17 protein-coding genes are annotated in these 16,465 nt (G+C 67.9%); 13 read left to right on the top strand and 4 right to left on the bottom strand.

The window, feature by feature from the left end; translation table 11 throughout:
- Nucleotides 1–19 precede the first annotated feature (19 nt).
- Both ACEL92_RS26270 and ACEL92_RS26265 read left to right on the top strand, forming a co-directional pair.
- Nucleotides 20–931: a DNA-3-methyladenine glycosylase gene (locus ACEL92_RS26270; RefSeq protein WP_374023475.1), complete on the top strand. Its 912-nt coding sequence runs from the start codon at nucleotides 20–22 to the stop codon at nucleotides 929–931.
- 94 nt (nucleotides 932–1,025) lie between these two features.
- Nucleotides 1,026–1,571 (top strand): Dps family protein, encoded by a 546-nt coding sequence (locus ACEL92_RS26265; protein WP_374023474.1) that lies wholly within the window; start codon nucleotides 1,026–1,028, stop codon nucleotides 1,569–1,571.
- Here the strand turns inward: ACEL92_RS26265 and ACEL92_RS26260 are convergent.
- Nucleotides 1,568–2,968: a chloride channel protein gene (locus tag ACEL92_RS26260; protein ID WP_374026393.1), complete on the bottom strand. Its 1,401-nt coding sequence runs from the start codon at nucleotides 2,966–2,968 to the stop codon at nucleotides 1,568–1,570. The genes ACEL92_RS26265 and ACEL92_RS26260 overlap by 4 nt on opposite strands.
- Nucleotides 2,969–3,158: 190 nt before the next feature.
- On the opposite strand from ACEL92_RS26260, the gene ACEL92_RS26255 reads away from it, so the two are divergent.
- The 7 genes from ACEL92_RS26255 (at nucleotide 3,159) to ACEL92_RS26225 (ending at nucleotide 10,167) form a co-directional block, all read left to right on the top strand.
- Entirely contained in the window at nucleotides 3,159–4,142 is a 984-nt protein-coding gene (locus ACEL92_RS26255) for a pirin family protein (protein ID WP_374023473.1), read from the top strand.
- Nucleotides 4,143–4,144: 2 nt separating this feature from the next.
- Nucleotides 4,145–4,780, top strand: coding sequence for a TetR/AcrR family transcriptional regulator (locus ACEL92_RS26250; protein WP_374023472.1), 636 nt, complete (start codon nucleotides 4,145–4,147; stop codon nucleotides 4,778–4,780).
- 76 nt (nucleotides 4,781–4,856) lie between these two features.
- A complete protein-coding gene (locus ACEL92_RS26245) occupies nucleotides 4,857–5,798 on the top strand; it encodes a class I SAM-dependent methyltransferase (protein WP_374023471.1) in 942 nt (313 codons plus the stop codon).
- Nucleotides 5,799–5,827: 29 nt separating this feature from the next.
- A complete protein-coding gene (locus ACEL92_RS26240; RefSeq protein ID WP_374023470.1) occupies nucleotides 5,828–6,769 on the top strand; it encodes a class I SAM-dependent methyltransferase in 942 nt (313 codons plus the stop codon).
- Nucleotides 6,769–7,698 (top strand): SAM-dependent methyltransferase, encoded by a 930-nt coding sequence (locus ACEL92_RS26235; protein ID WP_374023469.1) that lies wholly within the window; start codon nucleotides 6,769–6,771, stop codon nucleotides 7,696–7,698. The genes ACEL92_RS26240 and ACEL92_RS26235 overlap by 1 nt, the downstream gene beginning before the upstream one ends.
- A gap of 127 nt (nucleotides 7,699–7,825) precedes the next feature.
- Nucleotides 7,826–9,253, top strand: coding sequence for an aldehyde dehydrogenase family protein (locus ACEL92_RS26230; RefSeq protein WP_374023468.1), 1,428 nt, complete (start codon nucleotides 7,826–7,828; stop codon nucleotides 9,251–9,253).
- A 53-nt stretch (nucleotides 9,254–9,306) separates the two neighbouring features.
- On the top strand, nucleotides 9,307–10,167 hold the full coding sequence (locus ACEL92_RS26225; protein ID WP_374023467.1) for an SDR family oxidoreductase: 861 nt from the start codon (nucleotides 9,307–9,309) through the stop codon (nucleotides 10,165–10,167).
- Between the two features lie 3 nt (nucleotides 10,168–10,170).
- Here ACEL92_RS26225 and ACEL92_RS26220 read toward each other — a convergent pair whose 3' ends face one another.
- Nucleotides 10,171–10,995: a tyrosine-protein phosphatase gene (locus ACEL92_RS26220; protein WP_374023466.1), complete on the bottom strand. Its 825-nt coding sequence runs from the start codon at nucleotides 10,993–10,995 to the stop codon at nucleotides 10,171–10,173.
- Entirely contained in the window at nucleotides 10,988–12,208 is a 1,221-nt protein-coding gene (locus ACEL92_RS26215) for an acyl-CoA dehydrogenase family protein (protein WP_374026392.1), read from the bottom strand. Before ACEL92_RS26215 ends, ACEL92_RS26220 begins: the two co-directional genes overlap by 8 nt.
- A 414-nt stretch (nucleotides 12,209–12,622) precedes the next feature.
- Between ACEL92_RS26215 and ACEL92_RS26210 the strand changes: the two genes are divergently transcribed.
- The 3 genes from ACEL92_RS26210 to ACEL92_RS26200 are packed head-to-tail and all read left to right on the top strand — an operon-like array spanning nucleotide 12,623 to nucleotide 15,483.
- Nucleotides 12,623–13,705, top strand: a complete 1,083-nt coding sequence (locus ACEL92_RS26210) for a Re/Si-specific NAD(P)(+) transhydrogenase subunit alpha (RefSeq protein WP_374023465.1) — start codon at nucleotides 12,623–12,625, stop codon at nucleotides 13,703–13,705.
- Nucleotides 13,706–13,714: 9 nt separating this feature from the next.
- On the top strand, nucleotides 13,715–14,044 hold the full coding sequence (locus ACEL92_RS26205; protein ID WP_066949393.1) for an NAD(P) transhydrogenase subunit alpha: 330 nt from the start codon (nucleotides 13,715–13,717) through the stop codon (nucleotides 14,042–14,044).
- On the top strand, nucleotides 14,041–15,483 hold the full coding sequence (locus tag ACEL92_RS26200; protein WP_374023464.1) for an NAD(P)(+) transhydrogenase (Re/Si-specific) subunit beta: 1,443 nt from the start codon (nucleotides 14,041–14,043) through the stop codon (nucleotides 15,481–15,483). The genes ACEL92_RS26205 and ACEL92_RS26200 overlap by 4 nt, the downstream gene beginning before the upstream one ends.
- A gap of 66 nt (nucleotides 15,484–15,549) precedes the next feature.
- Here ACEL92_RS26200 and ACEL92_RS26195 read toward each other — a convergent pair whose 3' ends face one another.
- Complete coding sequence (locus tag ACEL92_RS26195; protein WP_007167223.1) at nucleotides 15,550–15,675, bottom strand: hypothetical protein; 126 nt, start codon at nucleotides 15,673–15,675, stop codon at nucleotides 15,550–15,552.
- Between the two features lie 162 nt (nucleotides 15,676–15,837).
- Between ACEL92_RS26195 and ACEL92_RS26190 the strand changes: the two genes are divergently transcribed.
- Entirely contained in the window at nucleotides 15,838–16,461 is a 624-nt protein-coding gene (locus ACEL92_RS26190) for a TetR/AcrR family transcriptional regulator (RefSeq protein ID WP_374023463.1), read from the top strand.
- The last annotated feature ends 4 nt before the right edge of the window (nucleotides 16,462–16,465 follow it).

The following is a 16,465-nucleotide window of genomic DNA, read 5'->3' as shown; positions in this document are numbered from 1 at the left end:
TCAATCAGAGAGTCGGTCGGTGGAGAGCGCGCGCACTGTCACCTTCCCGGGCGCGGCCAGCTTCGGGCATACGTTGGCGCCGCTTCGACGGGGACCCGGGGACCCCTGTTTCCAGGTGGCCGGCGACGGCGCCATCTGGCGAACCAGCCTGTTGCCCAGCGGACCGGTCACCGCCCGGATCAGCCGGGCCGCCGTGAACGCCGCCCACTGCGTCGCGTGGGGGGACGGGGCGCCGGAGTTCGTGGAGGGCCTGCCCGCGCTGCTCGGCCTCGAGGACGACGCCTCGGATTTCACGCCCCACGACCCGACCGTCGCCGCCGCGCACCGCCGGGTCCCGCACCTGCGCCTGGGACGCACCGGGCGAGTGCTCGAGGCGCTGATCCCCGCGATCATCGAGCAGCGGGTGCCCGGTGCCGACGCGTTCCGGTCGTGGCGCCTGCTGGTGTCGAAGTACGGGTCGCCCGCGCCGGGACCGGCGCCGGCCAGAATGCGGGTGCCGCCGTCGGCCGAGGCGTGGCGGTACATCCCGTCGTGGGAATTCCATCGCGCCAATGTCGACCCCGGACGTGCGCGGACCGTCGTGACGTGCGCGCGGCGGGCCGCCTCCCTGGAACGGTTGGCAGCCCGGCCGGCGGCGCAGGCCCGCGAGGCGCTGATGTCGTTGCCGGGCGTGGGTGAATGGACCGCCGCCGAGACGGCGCAACGGGCGTTCGGTGACGCCGACGCGCTCTCGGTGGGCGACTATCACATCCCGAAAATGGTCGGCTGGACGCTGATCGGCCGACCGGTCGACGACGCCGGCATGCTCGAGCTGCTCGAGCCCATGCGGCCGCACCGCCACCGGGTGGTCCGCCTGCTCGAGGCCAGCGGATTGGCCTACGAGCCGCGGCGGGGCGCCCGCCTGCCGGTGCAGCACATCAGCGACCGCTAAACGTGGTCATCGCCTCGTCGGCCCCGGGTTTTCGGTAACGGCCATCGGGTAACCAACGTCGAAGACGTGACCGTGTGCGAAACGGAGGAAATCGATGACACAGTTCACCATTCCGGGGCTCACCGACAAACAGGGAGCGCGGCTGACCGAACTGCTGCAAAAACAACTGAGCACCTACAACGATCTTCACCTGACCCTCAAGCACGTGCACTGGAATGTGGTGGGGCCCAACTTCATCGGCGTGCACGAGATGATCGACCCGCAGGTGGACGCGGTCCGCCGTTTCGCCGACGACGTCGCGGAGCGGATCGCGGCCCTGGGCGGGTCACCGCAGGGCACTCCGGGGGCCATCATCAAAGACCGCACCTGGGACGACTATTCGGTCGGCCGCGATACCGTCCAGGCTCACCTCGCGGCGCTCGACCTCGTGTACACCGGCGTCATCGAGGACATTCGCAAGTACATCGAGGAGACCGAGGAGCTCGACCCGGTCACGCAGGACCTGCTGATCGATCAGGCCGGGAACCTGGAAAAGTTCCAGTGGTTCGTGCGGGCGCACCTGGAGAGCGCGGGGGGGAAGTTGACCCACGAGGGCACGACCACCGAAAAGGACGCGGCGAGTACCGCTCGCAGTTCCTAGCGGTCTCCCTCGACTCGGCGCCCGTGTTCGGCCGCGGCGGTCTCGCGGTTGAGGCGCTGTGCCTCGTAGATCGTTACGTTGGTGCGCGACATCAGCAATGCCGCGATGCCGACGGACAGGATCGCCCCCGGTACGACCGAGAATGAACCGGTCATCTCGGCGACCATGATCATGATGGCCAGCGGGGCGCGGGCGACGCAGCCGAAGCAGGTCATCATCCCGACCACGACGAAGACCCCGGGATCGGGTGGCACGCCGGGCAGGCCGGAGACTTCGCCCAGTCGCCACACCGCCGCCCCGACGAACGCGCCGATCACGATCCCCGGCCCGAACAGACCGCCGGATCCGCCGCTGCCGATCGACAACGAGGTGGCGATGATTTTGGCGATCGGCAGCAGCACGACGATCCACAACGGGATGGCCAGTAGGGATCTGCGGTCGGCCGCCAGTTGTGCCCAGCCGTAGCCGCTGCTAAGGATCTGCGGGATGAGCAGCCCCAGCAGCCCGACGAGCAGCCCGCCGATGGCGGGCTTGAGGACCGGACCCCCCGGCAGCCGGTGGGTGAGTCGGACGGCGGCGTGGAAGGTGCGGGCGTACAGATACCCGACTGCGAAGGCGACCAGGCCGATGACCACGAACCACAACAGCGGCCACGCCCTCTCGAACCGGTACTCGGCGTCGATGTAGCCGAACAGCGGATCGAAGCCCAGGAAAGCGCCGAGCACCGCATAGGCCGTTCCCGACGTGATGAATCCAGGCAGTAGGCAGCGATAGTCGAAGTCGTCCCGGTAGGTGATCGACGCGGCCAGCACCGCCCCGCCGAGCGGCGCGGCGAAGATCGCCCCGATGCCCGCGCCGATGCCCAGCGCCACCGCGATCCGGCCGTCGTCATCGGACAAGTGCAGCCGCCGCGCCAGCAGCGAGCAGAAACCCGCCGATATCTGCGCGGTCGGACCCTCCCTCCCGGCTGAACCGCCCGACCCGATCGTCAGCGCGCTGGCGGCCATCTTCACCAGCACCGCCCGAAAGCGGATGGCACGCGGATCGCCGTGCACCGCCTCGATGGCTTGGTCGGTGCCGTGCCCGGTGGCCTCCGGCGCGAGCTTCGCGACGATGAAGGCCGAAAGCAAGGCCCCGCCCGTCGTCACCAACGGGATCGCCCAGGCGCGGCGGAAGCCGCTGTCCCCGCGACCGCCGCCGCCCTCACCGACCGGCGTCGGGATGTGGTAGCCGCCAAGGTGGCCGAGGAGAAACTCGCTGGTGTACCTGAGCGCCAGATAGAAGACGACGGCTCCCAGGCCGGCGACGACGCCGATCATGACCCCGAGCAACAACCACTTCTGCAGGTAGCCGGACTTCCTGATCGAGGCGCCGAATCGTCCGCCCGCGCCGCGCATCGACGCCACCGGGGCCTCGGTGGGTGGGGTTTCGCCATCCGTCTGGTCGCTCACGGCGCGGACCCCACACACGGCCGTGGCTGCGGTCCCCCAAGCACCTCGTCATCCTATGCAGCGCCGCCCCGACGCACCCGGGAAATAACTGGACTGCGGTCCGGTTATACGTGTAGTTCCGATTTAGGGAGGTTATATGCCCGCCATCACCGCCAACACCCTGGCGTTGCCACGCATCGGCGCCGCCGCGCCGGCAGAGACTGAGCGCCCGGTCCGGTCGGTGACCACCGGACCGCGCGGCTACGAGGGGGAGGGTTTTCCCGTCGTCCGGGCCTTCGCCGGGGTCAGCACCGCCGTGCTGGACCCCTTCGTGCACATGGATCAAATGGGCGAGGTCGACTATCAACCCGGTGAGCCGAGGGGCACCGATTGGCACCCGCACCGCGGGTTCGAGACGGTCACCTACATGATCGACGGCAAATTCGCCCACCAGGACTCCCACGGGGGCGGCGGGTTGATCACCGACGGCGCGACGCAGTGGATGACCGCCGGTTCGGGCATCCTGCACATCGAAACGCCGCCCGCGGAACTGGTCGATAGCGGTGGCCTCTTCCACGGCGTCCAGCTGTGGGTGAACCTGCCGAAGCGGGACAAGTTCGCGCCCCCGCGCTATCAGGCCATCGAAGGTGGCGACGCGAAATTGATCGCCTCCGACGACGGCGGGGCGCTGGTCCGCATCATCGCGGGCGAGGTCGACCGTCACCGGGGACCCGGGATCACCCACACGCCGATCACTCTCGCGCACGCGACCATCGAAAACGGCGCCCGGCTGAACCTGCCGTGGCGGCGCGACTTCAACGCGCTCGTCTATGTGTTGTCCGGTAGCGGGTACGTCGGTCCGGTCGCTCACCCGATTCGGCAGGGCCAACTGGCCGTGCTCGGCCCCGGGGATCGCATCACCGTGGGCGCCAACCAGGCGCAGGAATCGTCGCGCACGACCGCCATGGATGTGCTGCTGCTGGGCGGCCAACCCATTCGCGAGCCGGTATTCCACTACGGGCCTTTTGTGATGAACTCGCGGGCGGAATTGGTCGAGGCGGTGCAGGACTATCAGGCTGGGAAGTTCGGCAGCATTCCGCCAAATGCGCTAATGCCACACCATGGCAATGGCACACTTTAACGATGTCTTCAGGGGTGAGCCGCAGGCCCGGACGCCCCCCAGCCGCAAAGGCCGATGAGACGCGACGGCGGATCATGCAGGCAGCTCGCCTGGTGTTCAGCGAGCGGGGATACGACGGGGCGACGTTCCAGGCCATCGCCGCCCGTGCCGACCTGACCCGGCCTGCGATCAACCACTACTTCTCCAGCAAACGGGTCCTGTATCGGGAATTGTTGGAGCAAACCAACGAAGCCATCATCGGAGCGGGGATCAAACAGGCCGAGCGGGAGACCACACTGGTCGGGCAGCTGACCGCATTCATCTCTGCGGCGGTGCGCGCCAATTCCGAAAATCCCGCCGGCTCGGCGTTGATTATCTCCGGGGTGCTCGAGTCGCAGCGGCATCCGGAGTGGAAAGCAACGGAGAACGACTCCGTGCGGATCTGCCGGGAATTCCTCGTTCGCGTCGTCAACGACGGTATGGAACGTGGCGAGGTCCCGGCCGACGTCGACGCGCCGGCGTTGATCGAGGCATTGCTCGTGCTGATGTGCGGCGTGGGTCTGTACGCGGGCTTCGTTCAAGGCCCCGACGCCCTGCTGTCCATCACCGGAATGATGCGGCGGCTACTCGAGGGAGCGTTCCGACGGTCCAGCGCCTAGACCGCTTGCGGCCGGCAGTGAAGTTGCGCACAAAGCGTATAGGCTAACTAACTTATCCCGGTAGCATGGTCAGGTCATGACTGATCTGGATGAGTCGTTACCGCCTTCCCTGAGGACCGCCGGCGACAGCTGGGCCATCACCGAACTCGTCGGTGCCACCGCGCTGGGCGTCGCGGCGTCGCGCGCGGCGGAAACCGCCGGGAGTGACCCGCTCATCCGCGACGACTTCGCGCGCATCCTGGTGTCGTCGGCCGGGCCGGCCTGGGAACGGCTCGCCGACCCCGAGTTGGCCTGGCTCGACGGCGACGAGCCCGGCCGCCGCGCGCACCGCATCGGCATCGACTACCAGGCCGTGCGCACGCACTTCTTCGACGAGTACTTCGACGAGGCCGCGCGGGCCGGAGTCCGGCAGGTGGTCATCCTGGCCGCGGGACTGGACTCGCGGGCCTACCGCCTGAACTGGCCGGACGGGACCGCGGTGTATGAGATCGACCAGCCCAAGGTGCTGGAGTACAAGACCGGAATCCTGCAGCGGCACGGCGCCACCCCCACCGCCAGCCGCCGCACGGTCCCCGTCGACCTGCGTGACGACTGGCCGGCGGCATTGGCAGCGGCGGGATTCGACCGCACCCAACCGACGGCCTGGCTGGCCGAGGGCCTGCTCCCATACCTGCCGAGTGACGCGCAAGACCGCCTCTTCGAAATGTTCACCGCCCTGAGCGCCCCCGGCAGCCAGGTCGCCATCGAGGTGTTCGGCCTGAACAAGCGGAGCAATTCGCAGCGCTGGCTGCGGATGCGCGAGCGGCTCGGCCTCGACGTCAATGTGCAGGCGCTGACCTATTACGAGCCCGACCGTTCGGACGCGGCCCAATGGCTGGCCGATCACGGCTGGCAGTTGCAGGCCGTGGACAACCACGAGGAGATGGCCCGCCTGGGCCGTCCGGTACCCGACGACCTGGTCGACGACGCGGTGCGCAGCATCCTGCTGCGGGCGCGTCGCGGCGACCCGACCGCCTGACCTCCGCCAAGGACCCGAGGAGCAACCCGATGAGTTCACTGCGCACGCACGACGACACCTGGGACATCAAGACCAGCGTTGGCAGCACCGCGGTCATGGTCGCCGCCGCGCGCGCCATCGAAACGGAGCAGCCCGATCCGCTGATCCGCGACCCCTATGCCCGGCTGCTGGTCAACAACGCCGGTGCCGCGGTCCTGTGGGAGGCCATGCTCGACCCGGAGGTGGTGGCCAAGGTCGAGGCCATCGACGAGGAATCCGCCGCGCGCATCCAGCACATGCGCGGCTACCAGGCGGTGCGGACCCACTTCTTCGACTCCTACTTCGCCGACGCCGTCGCCGCCGGCATCCGGCAGGTGGTGATCCTCGCGTCGGGGCTGGACTCCCGGGCCTACCGGCTGGACTGGCCGGCCGGCACCGTCGTCTACGAGATCGACCAGCCGCAGGTGCTGGACTACAAATCGGGCACGCTGGCCGAAGCCGGCGCCACCCCGTCCGCCGACCGCCGCGAGGTCGCCATCGACCTGCGCGATGACTGGCCCGCCGCGCTGCGCGCCGCCGGCTTCGACCCGAGCAAGCCGACCGCCTGGCTCGCCGAGGGGTTGTTGATGTACCTGCCCGCCGAGGCCCAGGACAAGCTGTTCACCCAGATCGGTGAGCTGAGCCCGGCCGGCAGCCGCGTCTCGGCCGAAACCGCACCCATGCACGCCGAGGAGCGTCGCCAGAAGATGCGGGAACGCTTCAAGAAGGTGGCCGACGAGCTGGGCCTGGAGGAGACCGTTGACGTCGGCGAGCTGATGTACCGCGACGAGCACCGTGCCGACCTCACCGAGTGGCTCAACGAGCACGGCTGGCGCGCCACGGCGCAAAATTCGATCGACGAGATGCACCGCCTCAACCGCAGAGTGCAAAGCGTCGAGCTGGACGAAGACAAGGACGCCTTCTCCGACTTCGTCGTCGCCGAGCGGCTGTAATGCCGCGCTCGCTGGACGATTCCTGGGACATCGCCACCAGCGTCGGCGCCACCGCGGTGATGGTCGCCTTGGCCCGCGCGGCCGAGACCGCCAGCGACGAGCCGCTCATCCGTGACCAGTTCGCCGAGCCGCTGGTCTCCACGCCCGAACTGGCGGGGGTCCGCGAGCAGGTGGCCGCGTGGTGGGCGGGGGATCCGGACGACCCGGAAGACGAAGACTTCTCGGTCCGGTCTCACAACATGATCGACTCGCAGGCAGTGCGCACCCACTTCTTCGATGCCTACTTCGCCGCCGCCGCACAGGCCGGCATTCGACAGGTGGTGCTGCTCGCCGCCGGTCTCGATTCGCGCGCCTACCGGTTGGATTGGCCGGCCGGCACCGTCGTATACGAGATCGATCTGCCCAAGGTGCTCGAGTACAAGGGCGAGACGCTCGCCAAGTACGGTGCGACGCCGCTCGCCGACCGGCGGCCGGTGCCCGTCGACCTGCGCCACGACTGGCCACGGGCATTGCGAGACAAGGGTTTTGACGTGAGTCAGCCGACCGCATGGCTGGCCGAGGGTCTATTGCCGTTCCTGCCGGTGGCGGCGCAAGAAGCCCTGTTCGTCGCGATCGACGGGCTGAGCGCATCGGGCAGCCAGGTTTCGGTCGAAGACTTCGGCATCGACCCGGAACGGCGCCGCGAAGCCGAGGCCAGGTTCGCCGAATTGCGCGCCAAGCGCGAAGCCCGCGGACAAGACATCTCTTTCAACCCGTTCGACCTGTGGTTCGAGGACGGGGAGAGGCCCGACTGTGCGGACTGGTTCAGCGCGCGCGGCTGGGCCACCCGGATAGTCGACGGGCACGAAGAGGCGCTCCGGCTGGGACGCCCGCCGCAGCCCGATGGCCGGCCGTTTGTGGTCACCTATGTGACCGCCACCAAACCCTGACCGGCCGCAGCCACATCCTTTCTACTGCTCTCCCAACCGGATGGTTAGGATCGCGGTTATCACCCATGAGCGCTTGTGCGACGAGCAGCGGCGCGCCCGGGATGACCGAAGCAGGGGAAGGACAACGATGACCACCGAATCGGTTACACCCACGACATCCGCCACCAACGGCGCGCCGACCGCTCAGCCAGTAGACGTCCCGGCCACGGTGGCCCGGCTCCGCAAGACGTTCGCCAACGGGCGCACCCGCGACATCGATTGGCGCAAGCGGCAGCTGCTGCAGCTGGCCAAGCTGATGGAAGAGAACGAGGCGGCCATCGCCGACGCGCTCGCCAAGGACCTGGACCGCAGCCCGTTCGAGGCGTTCATCGCCGACGTCGCGACCACCGCCGGCGAGGCAAAGTTCGCGGCAAAGCGGGTGCGCCGGTGGACGCGCCGCAGGTACCAGTTGCTCGAGGTGCCGCAGCTGCCCGGCCGGGGGTGGATCGAATACGAGCCCTACGGCACCGTGCTGATCATCGGCGCCTGGAACTACCCGTTCTACCTGACCCTTGGCCCCGCCGCCGGCGCGATCGCCGCCGGCAACGCCGTCATCCTCAAGCCCTCGGAGATCGCCGCGGCGTCCGCGCACTTGATGGCCGAACTGGTGCCCAGGTACCTCGACAACGACGCGATCGCCGTCGTCGAGGGCGACGGCTCGGTCAGCCAGGAGCTGATCGCACAGGGCCTCGACCGACTGTTGTTCACCGGTGGCACCGAGGTCGGCCGCAAGGTGTACGAGGGTGCCGCGCCGCACCTGACCCCGTGCACCCTGGAGCTGGGCGGCAAGAGCCCGGTGATCGTGGCGGCCGACGCCGACGTCGATGTCGCCGCGAAACGGATCGCGTGGATGAAGCTGCTGAACGCGGGCCAGACGTGCGTCGCCCCCGACTATGTGTTGGCGGACGCCAAGATTCGCGATGAGCTGGTGAGCAAGATCGGCGCCGCCATCACCAAGTTCACGGCGGACAAGCCCAACGGGATGAGGATCGTCAACCAGCGTCAGTTCGACCGGATCAGCGGTTATCTGGCCAGCGGGGACGGCAAGGTGGCGGTCGGCGGGGCCTGTGACGCCTCCAGCCTGCGCATCCAGCCGGCCGTGGTGGTCGACCCCGACCCGAACGGCCCGCTGATGCAGAACGAGATCTTCGGACCGGTGCTGCCGGTCGTCACCGTCCAATCCCTCGACGAGGCAATACGTTTCGTCAACGCACGGCCCAAGCCGCTGTCCGCCTACCTCTTCACCAAGACGCGGGAGACCCGCGAACGCGTGATCAAGGAAGTGCCGGCCGGCGGCATGCTGGTCAACCACCTGGCCTTCCAGGTCTCGACGGCCAAGTTGCCGTTCGGTGGGGTCGGCGCGTCCGGCATGGGCGCCTACCACGGCCGGTACGGCTTCGAGGAGTTCAGCCACCGCAAGTCGGTGCTGACCAAGCCGACGCGGCCGGACCTGTCGAGCTTCATCTACCCGCCGTACACCGAGCGCGCCATGAAGATGGCGCGCAGGATGTTCTGACACCGCTCCAAATCCCTTACTAGAAGCTGTATTTCATTTCAGAGAGGAACCTGATGCCCGGAGTGCAGGATCGCGTCATCGTCGTCACCGGAGCCGGTGGGGGATTGGGCCGTGAATACGCCCTGACCCTGGCCGCCGAAGGCGCCAGCGTCATCGTGAACGACCTCGGCGGTGCGCGCGACGGTACCGGCGCCGGCCACAACATGGCCGACGAGGTGGTCAAGGAGATCCGGGACGCGGGCGGGCGGGCGGCCGCCAACTATGACAGCGTCGCCGATCCCGACGGCGCCGCCAACATCATCAAGACGGCGCTCGACGAGTTCGGCGCCATTCACGGTGTGGTCAGCAACGCCGGCATTCTGCGCGACGGCACCTTCCACAAGATGACGTACGAGAACTGGGACGCCGTGCTCAAGGTACACCTCTACGGCGGGTACAACGTCCTGCGCGCCGCGTGGCCGCACTTCCGGGAGCAGAGCTACGGCCGGGTCGTCGTCGCCACCTCCACCAGCGGCCTGTTCGGCAACTTCGGTCAGACCAACTACGGCGCCGCCAAACTCGGCCTGGTCGGCATGATCAACACGCTGGCCCAGGAAGGCGCCAAGTACAACATTCACGCCAACGCCGTCGCGCCGATCGCGGCCACCCGGATGACCGAGGACATCCTGCCCAAGGAGGTGCTCGAGAAGCTGACGCCCGAGTACGTCGCGCCGGTGGTGGCCTACCTGTGCACCGAGGAAAACCCCAACAATGCTTCGGTATTCGTCGTCGGCGGAGGCAAGGTGCAACGGGTGGCGCTTTTCCAGAACGAGGGTGCCAACTTCGACAAGCCGCCGACGGTGGAGGACGTGGCCGCGCACTGGTCGGAGATCGACGACCTCTCCGCGGCCAAGCAGGCCAACTTCAAGCTGTAGCGGTCACACGAGCAGTTCGTTGCGCAGGCGGTCCACATCCGCCTGCGGAACGCCTGCCTCGCGCAGGTACGCATCGAGCGAGCCGAGCGCCTCGTCGATGGCTTGGCGCGCGGCGGCCAGATACTCCGGGCGGACGCCGAGCACACCGTCGGCCAGCCGCGCCTTGGTGAACGTGACGACCTCCGGGGTGAGCTCGACGTCGGAACGCTGCTGGATCATCGCGTAGATGTGGTCCCGCAGTTGCGGGACCGCGGCGTTGCTGCGCAGGTAATCGGCGACGATGGTGTCGTGGTCGATGCCGACCGTTTCCAGCACCGTGGCGATCACAAAACCGGTGCGGTCCTTGCCCGCAAAGCAGTGGGTGAGCACCGAACGTCCGTCCGCCAGTAACGAAAAGACATGTCGCACAGCGCGTTGCGCTCCGTTGCGGAACGGGAACTGCCGGTATTCGTCGATCATGTGGCGGACGGCGGCTTCGTTGACGGCCTCGTCGGATTGGTCGGGATCGCCCTCGAACAGCCGCCGAAACGCGGCTTCGTGTGGTGCGTCGTCGTCGCTGGGCTCCTCGTCGCCGAGGTCGGGGAATGGCAGTAGGTGGATGTCCACGCCGTCGGGAACCAGTCCCGGGCCGCGGCGGGCGACCTCCCGGGCGGCGCGCAGATCGGCGACATCGGTGATACCCAACTCGCGCAGCGTCGCGCGGCCCGCGTCGTCAAGGCGGCTCAGCTCACCGGAGCGGAACACCCGGCCGGGCCGGAGCCCGGGCGTCTGGTCGGCGACATCGCGAAAGTTCCACGCGCCGGACAGTTCCCGCAGTGTTTCAGTCATGCGTGGTGACCGCCGCGGCGAGGGGGGATTTCTCTTTGCCGAGTTCGGCGCGCGCGATGGTCCGCATGTGCACCTCGTCGGGGCCGTCGAAGAGACGCATGGCCCGGTGCCAGCCGTACGACCGAGCCAGCACCGTGTCCTCGCTGACGCCGGCGGCGCCGTGCACCTGGATCGCGCGATCAATCACGTCGCAGGCCACCTGTGGCGCCACCGCCTTGATTTGTGAGACGAGTGTGTGGGCGGCTCTGTTGCCATGCTGGTCGATGGTCCACGCCGCCTTGTGGCACAGCAGCCGGGCCTGGTCGATTTCGTTGCGCGACTTGGCGATTGCCTCCCGCACCACGCCCTGCTCGGCCAGCGGGCGGCCGAACGCCACCCGCTTGCTGGCCCGGTCCACCATCAGGGCCAGCGCGCGTTCGGCGCCACCGAGGGCGCGCATGCAGTGATGGATGCGGCCCGGTCCCAGCCGGGCCTGGGCGATCGCGAAGCCGCCGCCCTCCTCGCCGAGCAGGTTGGTGGCCGGCACCCGCACGTTGTCGTAGATGATCTCGCAGTGTCCGGGCTGGTCCTGGTAGCCGAAAACGGTGGTCGAGCGGACCACCGTCACGCCCGGGGTGTCGATGGGCACCAGCACCATCGACTGCTGCTGATGGCTGGCCGCCTCCGGGTTGGTGCGGCCCATCACGATCAAAATCTTGCAGCGCGGGTCCGCCGCGCCGGACGTCCACCACTTGCGTCCGTTGATCACGTAGTCGCCACCGTCGCGGACGATGGACGTCTCGATGTTGCGTGCGTCGCTGCTGGCGACCGCGGGCTCGGTCATCGAGAAGGCGCTGCGGATTTCGCCGGCCAGCAACGGCTCCAGCCACTGCTTGCGCTGCTCCTCGGTGGCGAACAGGTGCAGGGTCTCCATGTTGCCGGTGTCGGGCGCCGCGCAGTTGAGCGCCTCGGGCGCGATCTCCAGGCTCCAGCCGGTGAGCTCGGCCAGCGGCGCGTACTCGAGGTTGGTCAGGCCCGACTCGGCAGGCAGGAACAGGTTCCACAGGCCGGCCGCTTTGGCCTTCGTCTTGAGTTCCTCGATGATCGGCGGGACGGTGTGATCGTTCGGGCCGGCCTCGTGCCGGTACTTCTCGTAGTCGGCCTCGGCCGGAAAGACGTACTCGGTCATGAAGTCGGACAATCGCTTGTGGTAGTCGTTGGCTTTGGCCGACATCGCGAAGTCCATGCCGCCACGATAGGACACGTGTTGAGATGGCTCGTTTCTGGTGGCCAGCGCGTTGCTTTCGCCGCGGTGAAGATGTGCTTGTTCGGGTGGCGGTAACCGTTCTGGGTCGCCAGTCATAAACCATTGCGAGCCGCGCCGGCGCGTCGTCGCAACCGTTTATATGTCGCGGTCGATACCGCGGCCGGCCACAACGCCGCCGTGTGACTCCACAACGCGGCGGGCGGTACTGCGTGCGCCGCGCGTAACGAACCATCGACGGGAGTCGATCGGCCGCTGGGGCGTATCCCGCCCCGGTCGATCGCACGTCCCGGCCGAAAACCGGCAGGCGTTAAGGTAGCGAAGCGTGTGGCCAGTCAGCGGCACATCCAATCGGCAGGAAACGGGAAAGCAGATGTACGCGCCATGACAGATGCGCAGACGACGGTAGGGGTGGTCGCCGAGTCTGGCGCCGACGAGCGGCGGGTCGCGCTGGTTCCCAAGGCGGTCGCGTCGCTGATCAGCAGCGGTGTGGCGGTGGTGGTCGAGTCGGGTGCGGGCGAGAAGGCGCTGCTTCCCGACCAGCTTTACACCGAGGCAGGCGCCAGCATCGGGGACGCCTGGGCCGCCGACATCGTCGTGAAGGTTGCGCCGCCGACCACAGAAGAGGTCGGCAGGCTGCGCCGCGGGCAGACGCTGATCGGGTTCCTGGCGCCGCGCAACGCCGACAACTCGATCGGCGCGCTCACCGAGGCGGGGGTGCAGGCGTTCGCGCTCGAGGCCATTCCGCGCATCTCGCGGGCCCAGGTGATGGACGCGCTGTCGTCGCAGGCCAACGTGGCCGGTTACAAGGCCGTCCTACTGGCCGCGTCGGAGTCGACCCGGTTCTTCCCGATGCTGACCACGGCGGCCGGCACCGTGAAACCGGCGAGCGTGCTGGTGCTCGGTGTCGGGGTCGCCGGGCTGCAAGCTCTCGCCACGGCCAAGCGGTTGGGCGCGCGCACCTCCGGCTACGACGTGCGCCCGGAGGTGGCCGACCAGGTCCGCTCCGTGGGCGCCCAGTGGCTCGACCTCGGCATCGACGCGGCCGGCGAGGGGGGGTACGCCCGCGAGCTCACCGAATCCGAACGCGCACAGCAACAGGAGTCCCTGGAGAAGGCGATCGCCGGGTTCGACGTCGTGATCACCACCGCGCTCGTCCCGGGGCGTCCCGCGCCGCGCCTGGTGACAGCCGCGGCCGTGGAGTCCATGAAGCCCGGCAGCGTGGTCGTCGACCTGGCCGGGGAGACCGGGGGCAACTGCGAACTCACCGAACCGGGGCAGACGGTCGTCAAGCACGACGTGACCATCGCCTCGCCGCTGAACCTGCCGGCAACGATGCCCGAGCATGCCAGCGAGCTCTACAGCAAGAACATCACGGCCCTACTGGACCTGTTGATCACCGACGGCAAGCTGGCCCCCGATTTCGACGACGAGGTTGTCGCGGCCTCCTGTGTCACGCGGGCCTGAGAGGACTACATGTACGACGAGCTATTGGCCAATCTGGCGATCCTGGTGCTGTCCGGGTTCGTCGGGTTCGCCGTCATCTCCAAGGTGCCCAACACCTTGCACACCCCGCTGATGTCAGGGACCAACGCCATTCACGGCATCGTGGTGCTGGGCGCGCTGGTGGTCTTCGGCGAGGTTGAGCACCCCTCGCTGGCGGTGCAGATCATCCTGTTCGTCGCGGTGGTGTTCGGGACGCTGAACGTCATCGGCGGCTTCATCGTCACCGACCGGATGCTCGGCATGTTCAAGGGCAAGAAGAAGGCCGCGCCCGTGAAGACCGAAGACCTGGCGGCGAAATGAACTACCTGGTCACCGTTCTCTACATCATCTCGTTCGCCCTCTTCATCTATGGCCTGATGGGCCTGACCGGTCCCAAGACCGCGGTGCGGGGCAACCTGATCGCGGCGGTCGGCATGGCCATCGCCGTGGCCGCGACGCTGATCAAGATCCGCCATACCGAGTCCTGGGTGCTGATCATCGCCGGTCTGGTGGTGGGCGTGGTGCTCGGCGTGCCACCCGCGCGGCTGACCAAGATGACCGCCATGCCGCAGCTGGTGGCGTTCTTCAACGGCGTCGGCGGCGGCACGGTCGCGCTGATCGCGCTCTCGGAATTCATTGAGACCAAAGGCTTTTCAGCCTTTCAGCACGGCGAGTCGCCGACGGTGCACATCGTGGTCGCGTCGCTGTTCGCCGCGATCATCGGCTCGATTTCGTTCTGGGGCTCGATCATCGCGTTCGGCAAGCTGCAGGAGATCATCTCCGGATCGCCGATCGGCTTCGGCAAGGCCCAGCAGCCGATCAACCTGCTGCTGCTGGCCGGCGCGGTGGCTGCCGCGGTGGTCATCGGCCTGGGCGCGCATCCCGGCACTCCCGGCGGGGTAGCCGCCGGAACATCACTGTGGTGGATGGTCGGCCTGCTGGCGGCCGCGGGGGTGCTCGGCCTGATGGTGGTGCTGCCCATCGGCGGCGCTGACATGCCCGTGGTGATCTCGCTGCTCAACGCGATGACCGGGCTGTCGGCCGCCGCGGCGGGTTTGGCGTTGAACAACACCGCGATGATCGTGGCCGGCATGATCGTCGGCGCCTCCGGTTCGATCCTGACCAACCTGATGGCCAAGGCGATGAACCGCTCCATCCCGGCGATCGTCGCCGGCGGCTTCGGCGGTGTGGTCGTCAGCGGCGGCCCCGATGGTCAAGGCGGGGACAAGCACGTCAAGTCGACGTCGGCCGCCGACGCGGCGATCCAGATGGCTTACGCCAACCAGGTGATCGTGGTCCCCGGCTACGGCCTGGCCGTGGCGCAGGCCCAGCACGCCGTCAAGGACATGGCGTCGCTGCTGGAGGACAAGGGCGTGCCGGTCAAGTACGCGATCCACCCGGTCGCCGGCCGGATGCCCGGGCACATGAACGTGCTGCTGGCCGAGGCCGAGGTCGACTACGACGCCATGAAGGACATGGACGACATCAACGACGAGTTCGCCCGCACCGACGTCGCGATCGTCATCGGCGCCAACGACGTCACCAACCCGGCGGCCCGCAACGAACAGTCGAGCCCGATCTACGGCATGCCCATCCTCAACGTGGACAAGGCCAAGTCGGTGATCGTGCTGAAGCGGTCGATGAACTCCGGGTTCGCGGGCATCGACAACCCGCTGTTCTACGCCGACGGGACGACGATGCTGTTCGGGGACGCGAAGAAATCGGTCACCGAGGTCGCCGAGGAACTGAAGGCGCTTTAGCGGTGATCGCGAGCGCGGCGGAGCGGGCGCTGCGGGTCACCGCCAGACGGGCTAGATGCAGTACAGCTAGACCGGCGGGTAGGCGGGCGGCGGGTAGCCGTTTCCGTCGACGACCCCGCGCAGGCCCCACGGGACGTAGCGGAAGAAGAATTCGATCTCGTCGCTAGCGTCGTAGTCCGGGCTCGGATCCATGAGGCCACCCCTCCATTCGCGACTTGAGCTTTGATAGCGAGTCTAGTCCCATGTGTGTCGGGGCGACACCTGGCGTTTGCCTAAACTGTCCAACCAGTTGATTGATAATGGCCTTGCCCGGCACCCCAAGATCCCGCCCGGCAGTGACGATAGCGAGGGCAGATGCCATCCGAGAACGGACTAACGCGACGCGAGGAGCTGCTGGCCGTCGCCACCAAGCTGTTCGCCGCGCGCGGCTACCACGGCACCCGGATGGACGACGTCGCCGACGTGATCGGCCTGAACAAGGCGACGGTCTACCACTATTACGCCAGCAAGTCCCTGATCCTGTACGACATCTACCAGCAGGCCGCCGAGCGCACGCTGGCCGCCGTGCACGACGACCCCTCGATGACGGCGCGAGAGGCGTTGTACCAGTACACCGTGCGCCTGCTCGACCAGATCGCTGCCCATCCCGAAGGTGCCGCCGTGTACTTCCAGGAGCAGCCGTATATCACCGAGTGGTTCACCGAGGAGCAGGTCGCCGCGGTCCGGGAGAAGGAGACCCAGGTCTACGAGCACGTCCACGGCCTCATCGACCGGGGGATTGCCAGCGGGGAGTTCTATCAGTGCGACTCGCACGTCCTGGCACTCGGATACATCGGCATGACACTCGGCGCCTACCGGTGGTTGAGGCCCAGCGGACGTCGCAGCGCCAAGGAGATCGCCGCGGAATTCAGCACCGCGCTGTTGCGCGGCCTGATCCGTGACGAAGCGATCCGCACGAGCTCCCCGCTCGGCCCTTGAGCTC

This window comes from Mycobacterium hainanense, assembly GCF_041890355.1.
GTDB lineage: Bacteria > Actinomycetota > Actinomycetes > Mycobacteriales > Mycobacteriaceae > Mycobacterium > Mycobacterium hainanense.
The sequence above is the reverse complement of the archived record's forward strand: the minus strand, read 5'-3'. Positions and strand labels throughout refer to the sequence as shown.

Coding starts and splice junctions, on each gene's coding strand:
- ACEL92_RS26265 (WP_374023474.1), top strand. CDS start 1,026: ATGACACAGTTCACCATTCCGGGGCTCACCGACAAACAGGGAGCGCGG.
- ACEL92_RS26260 (WP_374026393.1), bottom strand. CDS start 2,968: ATGCGCGGCGCGGGCGGACGATTCGGCGCCTCGATCAGGAAGTCCGGC.
- ACEL92_RS26255 (WP_374023473.1), top strand. CDS start 3,159: ATGCCCGCCATCACCGCCAACACCCTGGCGTTGCCACGCATCGGCGCC.
- ACEL92_RS26250 (WP_374023472.1), top strand. CDS start 4,145: ATGTCTTCAGGGGTGAGCCGCAGGCCCGGACGCCCCCCAGCCGCAAAG.
- ACEL92_RS26245 (WP_374023471.1), top strand. CDS start 4,857: ATGACTGATCTGGATGAGTCGTTACCGCCTTCCCTGAGGACCGCCGGC.
- ACEL92_RS26240 (WP_374023470.1), top strand. CDS start 5,828: ATGAGTTCACTGCGCACGCACGACGACACCTGGGACATCAAGACCAGC.
- ACEL92_RS26235 (WP_374023469.1), top strand. CDS start 6,769: ATGCCGCGCTCGCTGGACGATTCCTGGGACATCGCCACCAGCGTCGGC.
- ACEL92_RS26230 (WP_374023468.1), top strand. CDS start 7,826: ATGACCACCGAATCGGTTACACCCACGACATCCGCCACCAACGGCGCG.
- ACEL92_RS26225 (WP_374023467.1), top strand. CDS start 9,307: ATGCCCGGAGTGCAGGATCGCGTCATCGTCGTCACCGGAGCCGGTGGG.
- ACEL92_RS26220 (WP_374023466.1), bottom strand. CDS start 10,995: ATGACTGAAACACTGCGGGAACTGTCCGGCGCGTGGAACTTTCGCGAT.
- ACEL92_RS26215 (WP_374026392.1), bottom strand. CDS start 12,208: ATGTCGGCCAAAGCCAACGACTACCACAAGCGATTGTCCGACTTCATG.
- ACEL92_RS26210 (WP_374023465.1), top strand. CDS start 12,623: ATGACAGATGCGCAGACGACGGTAGGGGTGGTCGCCGAGTCTGGCGCC.
- ACEL92_RS26205 (WP_066949393.1), top strand. CDS start 13,715: ATGTACGACGAGCTATTGGCCAATCTGGCGATCCTGGTGCTGTCCGGG.
- ACEL92_RS26200 (WP_374023464.1), top strand. CDS start 14,041: ATGAACTACCTGGTCACCGTTCTCTACATCATCTCGTTCGCCCTCTTC.
- ACEL92_RS26195 (WP_007167223.1), bottom strand. CDS start 15,675: ATGGATCCGAGCCCGGACTACGACGCTAGCGACGAGATCGAATTCTTC.
- ACEL92_RS26190 (WP_374023463.1), top strand. CDS start 15,838: ATGCCATCCGAGAACGGACTAACGCGACGCGAGGAGCTGCTGGCCGTC.